The 9,260-nt window shown below is 52.3% G+C and carries 8 protein-coding genes; all 8 read left to right on the top strand.

Translation table 11 applies throughout. From position 1 onward, the window contains the following. Positions 1-1,098 (top strand): elongation factor Tu (gene tuf, locus OGY07_RS08235; RefSeq protein ID WP_286599882.1); only part of this gene is annotated, 1,098 nt, incomplete at its 5' end. A gap of 238 nt (positions 1,099-1,336) precedes the next feature. Further along, positions 1,337-1,720, top strand: a complete 384-nt coding sequence (gene secE, locus OGY07_RS08230; RefSeq protein WP_042293049.1) for a preprotein translocase subunit SecE — start codon at positions 1,337-1,339, stop codon at positions 1,718-1,720. Position 1,721: 1 nt separating this feature from the next. Next, positions 1,722-2,267: a transcription termination/antitermination protein NusG gene (gene nusG / locus OGY07_RS08225; RefSeq protein ID WP_003862341.1), complete on the top strand. Its 546-nt coding sequence runs from the start codon at positions 1,722-1,724 to the stop codon at positions 2,265-2,267. A 154-nt stretch (positions 2,268-2,421) separates the two neighbouring features. Next, positions 2,422-2,850: a 50S ribosomal protein L11 gene (gene rplK / locus OGY07_RS08220; protein WP_012133815.1), complete on the top strand. Its 429-nt coding sequence runs from the start codon at positions 2,422-2,424 to the stop codon at positions 2,848-2,850. Positions 2,851-2,853: 3 nt separating this feature from the next. Continuing rightward, positions 2,854-3,558: a 50S ribosomal protein L1 gene (rplA, locus tag OGY07_RS08215; protein ID WP_001096690.1), complete on the top strand. Its 705-nt coding sequence runs from the start codon at positions 2,854-2,856 to the stop codon at positions 3,556-3,558. 414 nt (positions 3,559-3,972) lie between these two features. Then, complete coding sequence (gene rplJ / locus OGY07_RS08210; RefSeq protein WP_042293041.1) at positions 3,973-4,470, top strand: 50S ribosomal protein L10; 498 nt, start codon at positions 3,973-3,975, stop codon at positions 4,468-4,470. Between the two features lie 66 nt (positions 4,471-4,536). Further along, positions 4,537-4,902, top strand: a complete 366-nt coding sequence (gene rplL, locus OGY07_RS08205; RefSeq protein WP_012133812.1) for a 50S ribosomal protein L7/L12 — start codon at positions 4,537-4,539, stop codon at positions 4,900-4,902. A 318-nt stretch (positions 4,903-5,220) separates the two neighbouring features. Beyond that, complete coding sequence (gene rpoB, locus OGY07_RS08200) at positions 5,221-9,249, top strand: DNA-directed RNA polymerase subunit beta (RefSeq protein ID WP_042293034.1); 4,029 nt, start codon at positions 5,221-5,223, stop codon at positions 9,247-9,249. Positions 9,250-9,260 lie beyond the last annotated feature (11 nt).

Here is a 9,260-nt window from a genome sequence, read left to right as displayed (position 1 = left end):
GCTGCAATCACTACCGTACTGGCTAAAACCTACGGCGGTGCTGCTCGCGCATTCGACCAGATCGATAACGCGCCGGAAGAAAAAGCGCGTGGTATCACCATCAACACCTCTCACGTTGAATACGATACCCCGACCCGTCACTACGCACACGTAGACTGCCCGGGCCACGCCGACTATGTTAAAAACATGATCACCGGTGCTGCGCAGATGGACGGCGCGATCCTGGTTGTTGCCGCGACTGACGGCCCGATGCCGCAGACCCGTGAGCACATCCTGCTGGGTCGTCAGGTAGGCGTTCCGTACATCATCGTGTTCCTGAACAAATGCGACATGGTTGATGACGAAGAGCTGCTGGAACTGGTAGAGATGGAAGTTCGTGAACTGCTGTCTCAGTACGATTTCCCGGGCGACGACACGCCGATCGTTCGTGGTTCAGCTCTGAAAGCGCTGGAAGGCGACGCAGAGTGGGAAGCGAAAATCATCGAACTGGCTGGCTTCCTGGATTCTTACATTCCGGAACCAGAGCGTGCGATTGACAAGCCGTTCCTGCTGCCGATCGAAGACGTATTCTCCATCTCCGGTCGTGGTACCGTTGTTACCGGTCGTGTAGAGCGCGGTATCATCAAAGTGGGCGAAGAAGTTGAAATCGTTGGTATTAAAGAGACTGCGAAGTCTACCTGTACTGGCGTTGAGATGTTCCGCAAACTGCTGGACGAAGGCCGTGCGGGTGAGAACGTAGGTGTTCTGCTGCGTGGTATCAAACGTGAAGAAATCGAACGTGGTCAGGTACTGGCGAAGCCGGGCACCATCAAGCCGCACACCAAGTTCGAATCTGAAGTGTATATTCTGTCCAAAGACGAAGGCGGCCGTCATACTCCGTTCTTCAAAGGCTACCGTCCGCAGTTCTACTTCCGTACAACTGACGTGACTGGCACCATCGAACTGCCGGAAGGCGTAGAGATGGTAATGCCGGGCGACAACATCAAAATGGTTGTTACCCTGATCCACCCGATCGCGATGGACGACGGTCTGCGTTTCGCAATCCGTGAAGGCGGCCGTACTGTAGGTGCGGGCGTGGTTGCTAAAGTTCTCGGCTAATTGCTGATAACATTTGACGCAATGCGCAATAAAAGGGCATCATTTGATGCCCTTTTTGCACGCTTTCGAACCAGAACCTGGCTCATCAGTGATTTTATTTGTCATAATCATTGCTGAGACAGGCTCTGTAGAGGGCGTTAAACCGAAGTGCTAACGCGTATTTCGGTACAAGGTTGATAGGTTAGCCTCGCATTCGCGGGGTGAAATTATTTGTAGAATTCTTCTGACAGGTTGGTTTATGAGTGCGAATACCGAAGCTCAAGGGAGCGGGCGCGGCCTGGAAGCGATGAAGTGGATCGTCGTCGTGGCGTTGCTGCTCGTGGCAATTGTCGGCAACTATCTTTATCGTGACATGATGCTGCCGCTGCGTGCGCTGGCCGTAGTAATTCTGATTGCTGCAGCGGGTGGTGTCGCGCTGTTGACGACAAAAGGTAAAGCAACGGTTGCTTTTGCCCGCGAAGCGCGTACGGAAGTACGTAAGGTCATTTGGCCGACTCGCCAGGAAACATTGCACACCACGCTGATTGTGGCTGCGGTTACCGCGGTAATGTCACTGATCCTGTGGGGACTGGATGGTATTCTGGTTCGCCTGGTTTCCTTTATCACTGGCCTGAGGTTCTGAGATGTCTGAAGCTCCTAAAAAGCGCTGGTACGTCGTTCAGGCGTTTTCCGGTTTTGAAGGCCGCGTAGCAACGTCGCTGCGCGAGCATATCAAATTACACAATATGGAAGAGTTGTTTGGCGAAGTCATGGTGCCGACCGAAGAAGTGGTCGAAATCCGTGGCGGTCAGCGTCGTAAGAGCGAGCGCAAATTCTTCCCGGGTTACGTACTGGTACAGATGGTCATGAATGACGCGAGCTGGCACTTAGTACGTAGCGTACCGCGTGTGATGGGCTTTATCGGTGGTACTTCCGACCGTCCTGCGCCAATCAGCGATAAAGAAGTTGATGCGATCATGAACCGCCTGCAGCAGGTGGGGGATAAGCCGCGTCCGAAAACGCTGTTTGAGCCGGGTGAAATGGTTCGTGTTAACGATGGTCCGTTCGCTGACTTTAACGGCGTGGTTGAAGAAGTGGATTACGAGAAGTCCCGCCTGAAAGTCTCTGTTTCTATCTTCGGTCGTGCGACCCCGGTAGAACTGGACTTTGCCCAGGTAGAAAAAGCCTAAGCAGCGATCAAAAAAGCGACGATTTAATCGTTGCACAAGGCGCGAGATTGGAATACAATTTCGCGCCTTTTGTTTTTATGGGCCTGGCCCGTAAAACGATTTTATTCACGGGGAGCCTTCCTGAGGCGCTATCACCCAATTCGAGGAATTTAGAATGGCTAAGAAAGTACAAGCCTATGTCAAGCTGCAGGTTGCAGCTGGTATGGCAAACCCGAGTCCGCCGGTTGGTCCAGCACTGGGTCAGCAGGGCGTTAACATCATGGAATTCTGCAAAGCGTTCAACGCAAAAACAGATTCCATCGAAAAAGGTCTGCCGATTCCGGTTGTTATCACCGTTTACGCTGACCGTTCTTTCACTTTCATTACCAAGACTCCGCCGGCAGCCGTTCTGCTGAAGAAAGCGGCTGGCATTAAGTCTGGTTCTGGTAAGCCGAACAAAGACAAAGTGGGTAAAATTTCCCGCGCTCAGCTGCAGGAAATCGCGCAGACCAAAGCTGCCGACATGACTGGTGCCGACATTGAAGCGATGACTCGCTCCATCGAAGGTACTGCACGTTCCATGGGCCTGGTAGTGGAGGACTAAGAAATGGCTAAACTGACCAAGCGCATGCGTGTGATCCGTGAGAAAGTTGATGCGACCAAACAGTACGACATCAACGAAGCTATCTCTCTGCTGAAAGAACTGGCTACCGCTAAGTTCGTAGAAAGCGTAGACGTTGCCGTTAACCTCGGTATCGATGCGCGTAAATCTGACCAGAACGTACGTGGCGCGACTGTACTGCCGCACGGTACTGGCCGTTCCGTTCGCGTAGCCGTATTTACCCAGGGCGCAAACGCTGAAGCTGCTAAAGCTGCTGGCGCTGAACTGGTAGGTATGGAAGATCTGGCTGAACAGATCAAGAAAGGCGAAATGAACTTTGACGTTGTTATTGCTTCTCCGGATGCAATGCGCGTTGTTGGCCAGCTGGGCCAGGTACTGGGTCCGCGTGGCCTGATGCCAAACCCGAAAGTGGGTACTGTAACCCCGAACGTTGCTGAAGCGGTTAAAAACGCGAAAGCGGGTCAGGTTCGTTACCGTAACGACAAAAACGGCATCATCCACACCACCATCGGTAAAGTGGACTTTGACGCTGACAAACTGAAAGAAAACCTGGAAGCTCTGCTGGTTGCGCTGAAAAAAGCAAAACCGTCTCAGGCGAAAGGCGTGTACATCAAGAAAGTTAGCATCTCCACCACCATGGGTGCTGGCGTTGCCGTTGATCAGGCTGGTCTGAGCGCATCTGCGAACTAAGATTAGCTTTACGTGGGCGGTGGTTTTGTCTACAATTCTACCCCCACGATTCTGCAAATAGCAGATTTATATTCGAGATATTCAGTTTGTGGCAAGGCAGCAACTGAGCGAATCGCCAGGAACATAGTTAACTCTGTGACTGGTGTGAGCGAAGGAAGCTAACGCCGCCACAGACAGAATAGCGAACAATAGAAAGAATTTGTTCGTTGGAGCCTGGCCTATCCAGGCCTCCGTCGAAGACCGCAGGTGTTTCGTAAGAAACTTAATGCCCTGCGTAGACGGTGACAGAACGCTAAGATTATTTTTGGATATTCTGGCTTGTTTCTGCTCACCGTATTAAGACGCTCTCTCCGTTGGGAAGAGTGAAGTGAGTTCCGGAACATGAGTTCCGGCAAACATCCAGGAGCAAAGCTAATGGCTTTAAATCTTCAAGACAAACAAGCGATTGTTGCTGAAGTCAGCGAAGTAGCCAAAGGCGCGCTGTCTGCAGTAGTTGCGGATTCCCGTGGCGTAACTGTAGATAAAATGACTGAACTGCGTAAAGCAGGTCGTGAAGCTGGCGTTTACATGCGTGTTGTTCGTAACACCCTGCTGCGCCGTGCTGTTGAAGGTTCTCCGTTCGAGTGCCTGAAAGACACGTTTGTTGGTCCGACCCTGATTGCATACTCTATGGAACACCCGGGCGCTGCTGCTCGTCTGTTCAAAGAGTTCGCGAAAGCGAATGCAAAATTTGAGGTCAAAGCCGCTGCCTTTGAAGGTGAGCTGATCCCGGCGTCTCAGATCGACCGCCTGGCAACTCTGCCGACCTACGAAGAAGCAATTGCACGCCTGATGGCAACCATGAAAGAAGCTTCGGCTGGCAAACTGGTTCGTACTCTGGCTGCTGTACGCGATGCGAAAGAAGCGGCTTAATCGCCGTTATCTTTATAAAGCATCCGCTTACGTATAAACTTATTCTGATATTCAGGAACAATTTAAATGTCTATCACTAAAGATCAAATCATTGAAGCAGTATCCGCTATGTCCGTAATGGACGTTGTAGAACTGATCTCTGCAATGGAAGAAAAATTCGGTGTTTCCGCTGCTGCTGCTGTAGCTGTAGCTGCTGGCCCGGTTGAAGCTGCTGAAGAAAAAACTGAATTCGACGTAATTCTGAAAGCTGCTGGCGCTAACAAAGTTGCTGTTATCAAAGCAGTACGTGGCGCAACTGGCCTGGGTCTGAAAGAAGCTAAAGACCTGGTAGAATCTGCTCCGGCCGCTCTGAAAGAAGGCGTGAGCAAAGATGACGCTGAAGCACTGAAAAAATCTCTGGAAGAAGCTGGCGCTGAAGTTGAAGTTAAATAAGCCAACCCTTCCGGTTGCAGCCTAAGCGATTAGGCTGATGGCTGGTGACTTTTTGGTCACCAGCCTTTTTGCGCTGTAAGGCGCCAGTAGCGTTTCACACTGTTTGACTACTGCTGTGCCTTTCAATGCTTGTTTCTATCGACGACTTAATATACTGCGACAGAACGCCCGTTCTGTGTAAATCGCAATGAAATGGTTTAAGCGTGATAGCAACAGGCATTGCGGAAAGTATCCATTTTCCGGTCAACAAAATAGTGTTGCACAAACTGTCCCTGTGCAGGACAGATGGGTCGACTTGTCAGCGAGCTGAGGAACCCTATGGTTTACTCCTATACCGAGAAAAAACGTATTCGTAAGGATTTTGGTAAACGTCCACAAGTTCTGGATGTGCCTTATCTCCTTTCTATCCAGCTTGACTCGTTTCAGAAGTTTATCGAGCAAGATCCTGAAGGGCAGTATGGTCTGGAAGCTGCATTCCGTTCCGTGTTCCCGATTCAGAGCTACAGCGGTAATTCCGAGCTGCAATACGTCAGCTACCGCCTTGGCGAACCGGTGTTTGACGTTCAGGAATGTCAGATCCGTGGCGTGACCTATTCCGCACCGCTGCGCGTAAAACTGCGTCTGGTGATCTACGAGCGCGAAGCGCCGGAAGGCACCGTAAAAGACATTAAAGAACAAGAAGTCTACATGGGTGAAATTCCACTCATGACAGACAACGGTACTTTCGTTATCAACGGTACTGAGCGTGTTATCGTTTCCCAGCTGCATCGTAGCCCGGGCGTCTTCTTCGACAGCGATAAAGGTAAAACACACTCTTCCGGTAAAGTACTGTATAACGCGCGTATCATTCCTTACCGTGGTTCCTGGCTGGATTTCGAATTCGATCCGAAGGACAACCTGTTCGTCCGTATCGACCGTCGCCGTAAACTGCCTGCGACTATCATTCTGCGTGCGTTGAACTACACCACAGAGCAGATCCTGGACCTGTTCTTCGAAAAAGTCGTCTTTGAGATCCGCGACAACAAGCTGCAGATGGAGCTTGTACCGGAACGCCTGCGTGGTGAAACCGCCTCCTTCGATATCGAAGCGAACGGTAAAATCTACGTTGAAAAAGGCCGCCGCATTACTGCACGTCATATTCGTCAGCTGGAAAAAGACGATATCAAACATATCGAAGTTCCGGTTGAATATATTGCAGGAAAAGTAGCCTCGAAAGATTACGTTGATGAATCTACTGGCGAGCTGATCTGCCCGGCGAACATGGAGCTGAGCCTGGATCTGCTGGCTAAGCTGAGCCAGTCTGGCCACAAACGTATCGAAACGCTGTTTACCAACGATCTGGATCACGGCCCGTACATTTCTGAAACGGTACGCGTCGACCCGACCAACGATCGTCTGAGCGCGCTGGTAGAAATCTACCGCATGATGCGCCCGGGTGAGCCGCCGACACGTGAAGCAGCGGAAAGCCTGTTCGAGAACCTGTTCTTCTCCGAAGACCGTTATGATCTGTCTGCGGTCGGTCGCATGAAGTTCAACCGTTCTCTGCTGCGTGATGAAATCGAAGGTTCCGGTATCCTGAGCAAAGACGACATCATCGAAGTGATGAAGAAGCTCATCGATATCCGTAACGGTAAAGGCGAAGTCGATGATATCGACCACCTCGGCAACCGCCGTATCCGTTCCGTAGGCGAAATGGCGGAAAACCAGTTCCGCGTTGGCCTGGTACGTGTAGAGCGTGCGGTGAAAGAGCGTCTGTCTCTGGGCGATCTGGATACCCTGATGCCTCAGGATATGATCAACGCCAAACCGATTTCTGCGGCAGTGAAAGAGTTCTTCGGCTCCAGCCAGCTGTCTCAGTTTATGGACCAGAACAACCCGCTGTCTGAGATCACGCACAAGCGCCGTATCTCCGCACTCGGCCCGGGTGGTCTGACCCGTGAACGCGCAGGCTTCGAAGTTCGAGACGTACACCCGACCCACTACGGTCGCGTATGTCCAATCGAAACGCCTGAAGGTCCAAACATCGGTCTGATCAACTCCCTGTCCGTGTACGCGCAGACGAACGAGTATGGCTTCCTTGAGACGCCGTATCGTCGCGTGGTTGATGGCGTGGTAACCGATGAAATTCATTACCTGTCTGCTATTGAAGAAGGCAACTTCGTTATCGCTCAGGCGAACTCCAACCTGGATGAAGACGGCCACTTCGTAGAAGATCTGGTGACCTGCCGTAGCAAAGGCGAATCCAGCTTGTTCAGCCGCGACCAGGTTGACTACATGGACGTATCCACCCAGCAGGTGGTATCCGTCGGTGCGTCCCTGATCCCGTTCCTGGAACACGATGACGCCAACCGTGCATTGATGGGTGCGAACATGCAACGTCAGGCCGTTCCGACTCTGCGTGCAGATAAGCCGCTGGTTGGTACCGGTATGGAACGTGCTGTTGCCGTTGACTCCGGTGTGACTGCCGTTGCTAAGCGTGGCGGTACCGTTCAGTACGTGGATGCCTCCCGTATCGTTATCAAAGTTAACGAAGACGAGATGTATCCGGGCGAAGCGGGTATCGATATCTACAACCTGACCAAATACACCCGCTCTAACCAGAACACCTGTATCAACCAGATGCCGTGTGTTTCCCTGGGTGAGCCGGTTGAGCGCGGCGACGTGCTGGCGGACGGTCCGTCCACCGACCTCGGTGAACTGGCGCTCGGTCAGAACATGCGCGTAGCGTTCATGCCGTGGAACGGCTACAACTTCGAAGACTCCATCCTCGTGTCCGAGCGTGTTGTCCAGGAAGACCGTTTCACCACCATCCACATTCAGGAACTGGCGTGTGTGTCCCGTGACACCAAGCTGGGGCCGGAAGAGATCACCGCTGACATCCCGAACGTGGGTGAAGCTGCGCTCTCCAAACTGGATGAATCCGGTATCGTTTATATCGGTGCGGAAGTGACCGGCGGCGACATTCTGGTAGGTAAGGTCACGCCGAAAGGTGAAACCCAACTGACGCCAGAAGAGAAACTGCTGCGCGCGATCTTCGGTGAGAAAGCGTCTGATGTGAAAGACTCTTCTCTGCGCGTACCAAACGGTGTTTCCGGTACGGTTATCGACGTTCAAGTCTTTACCCGCGATGGTGTAGAAAAAGACAAGCGCGCGCTGGAAATCGAAGAAATGCAGCTCAAGCAGGCGAAGAAAGACCTGTCTGAAGAACTGCAGATCCTCGAAGCGGGCCTGTTTAGCCGTATCCACGCAGTGCTGGTTTCCGGTGGCGTTGAAGCTGAGAAGCTCGACAAACTGCCGCGTGACCGCTGGCTGGAGCTGGGCCTGACCGACGAAGAGAAACAAAATCAGCTGGAACAGCTGGCTGAGCAGTATGACGAACTGAAACACGAGTTCGAGAAAAAACTCGAAGCGAAACGCCGTAAAATCACCCAGGGCGACGATCTGGCACCGGGCGTGCTGAAGATCGTTAAGGTCTATCTGGCGGTTAAACGCCGGATCCAGCCTGGTGACAAGATGGCAGGTCGTCACGGTAACAAGGGTGTAATTTCTAAGATCAACCCGATCGAAGATATGCCTTACGATGAAAACGGTACGCCGGTAGACATCGTACTGAACCCGCTGGGCGTACCGTCTCGTATGAACATCGGTCAGATCCTGGAAACCCACCTGGGTATGGCTGCGAAAGGTATCGGCGACAAGATTAACGCCATGCTGAAACAGCAGCAGGAAGTCGCGAAACTGCGCGAATTCATCCAGCGTGCGTACGATCTGGGCGCTGACGTTCGTCAGAAAGTTGACCTGAATACCTTCAGCGATGAAGAAGTTCTGCGTCTGGCTGAAAACCTGCGCAAAGGTATGCCAATCGCAACGCCGGTGTTCGACGGTGCGAAAGAAGCGGAAATTAAAGAGCTGCTGAAACTGGGTGACCTGCCGACTTCCGGTCAGATCACGCTGTTCGACGGCCGTACGGGTGAACAGTTCGAGCGTCCGGTAACCGTAGGTTACATGTACATGCTGAAACTGAACCACCTGGTCGACGACAAGATGCATGCTCGTTCCACCGGTTCCTACAGCCTGGTTACTCAGCAGCCGCTGGGTGGTAAGGCGCAGTTCGGTGGTCAGCGCTTCGGGGAGATGGAAGTGTGGGCGCTGGAAGCATACGGCGCGGCATACACCCTGCAGGAAATGCTCACCGTTAAGTCTGATGACGTGAATGGTCGTACTAAGATGTATAAGAACATCGTGGACGGCAACCATCAGATGGAACCGGGCATGCCGGAATCCTTCAACGTACTGTTGAAAGAGATTCGTTCGCTGGGTATCAACATCGAACTGGAAGACGAGTAATTCTCGCTCAA

This window comes from Citrobacter sp. Cs237, from assembly GCF_030332325.1.
Classification (GTDB): domain Bacteria; phylum Pseudomonadota; class Gammaproteobacteria; order Enterobacterales; family Enterobacteriaceae; genus Citrobacter_A; species Citrobacter_A sedlakii.
The sequence above is the reverse complement of the archived record's forward strand: the minus strand, read 5'-3'. Positions and strand labels throughout refer to the sequence as shown.

Excerpts from the sequence above, each read along its gene's own strand:
- secE (WP_042293049.1), top strand. The coding sequence starts at position 1,337 with ATGAGTGCGAATACCGAAGCTCAAGGGAGCGGGCGCGGCCTGGAAGCG.
- nusG (WP_003862341.1), top strand. The coding sequence starts at position 1,722 with ATGTCTGAAGCTCCTAAAAAGCGCTGGTACGTCGTTCAGGCGTTTTCC.
- rplK (WP_012133815.1), top strand. The coding sequence starts at position 2,422 with ATGGCTAAGAAAGTACAAGCCTATGTCAAGCTGCAGGTTGCAGCTGGT.
- rplA (WP_001096690.1), top strand. The coding sequence starts at position 2,854 with ATGGCTAAACTGACCAAGCGCATGCGTGTGATCCGTGAGAAAGTTGAT.
- rplJ (WP_042293041.1), top strand. The coding sequence starts at position 3,973 with ATGGCTTTAAATCTTCAAGACAAACAAGCGATTGTTGCTGAAGTCAGC.
- rplL (WP_012133812.1), top strand. The coding sequence starts at position 4,537 with ATGTCTATCACTAAAGATCAAATCATTGAAGCAGTATCCGCTATGTCC.
- rpoB (WP_042293034.1), top strand. The coding sequence starts at position 5,221 with ATGGTTTACTCCTATACCGAGAAAAAACGTATTCGTAAGGATTTTGGT.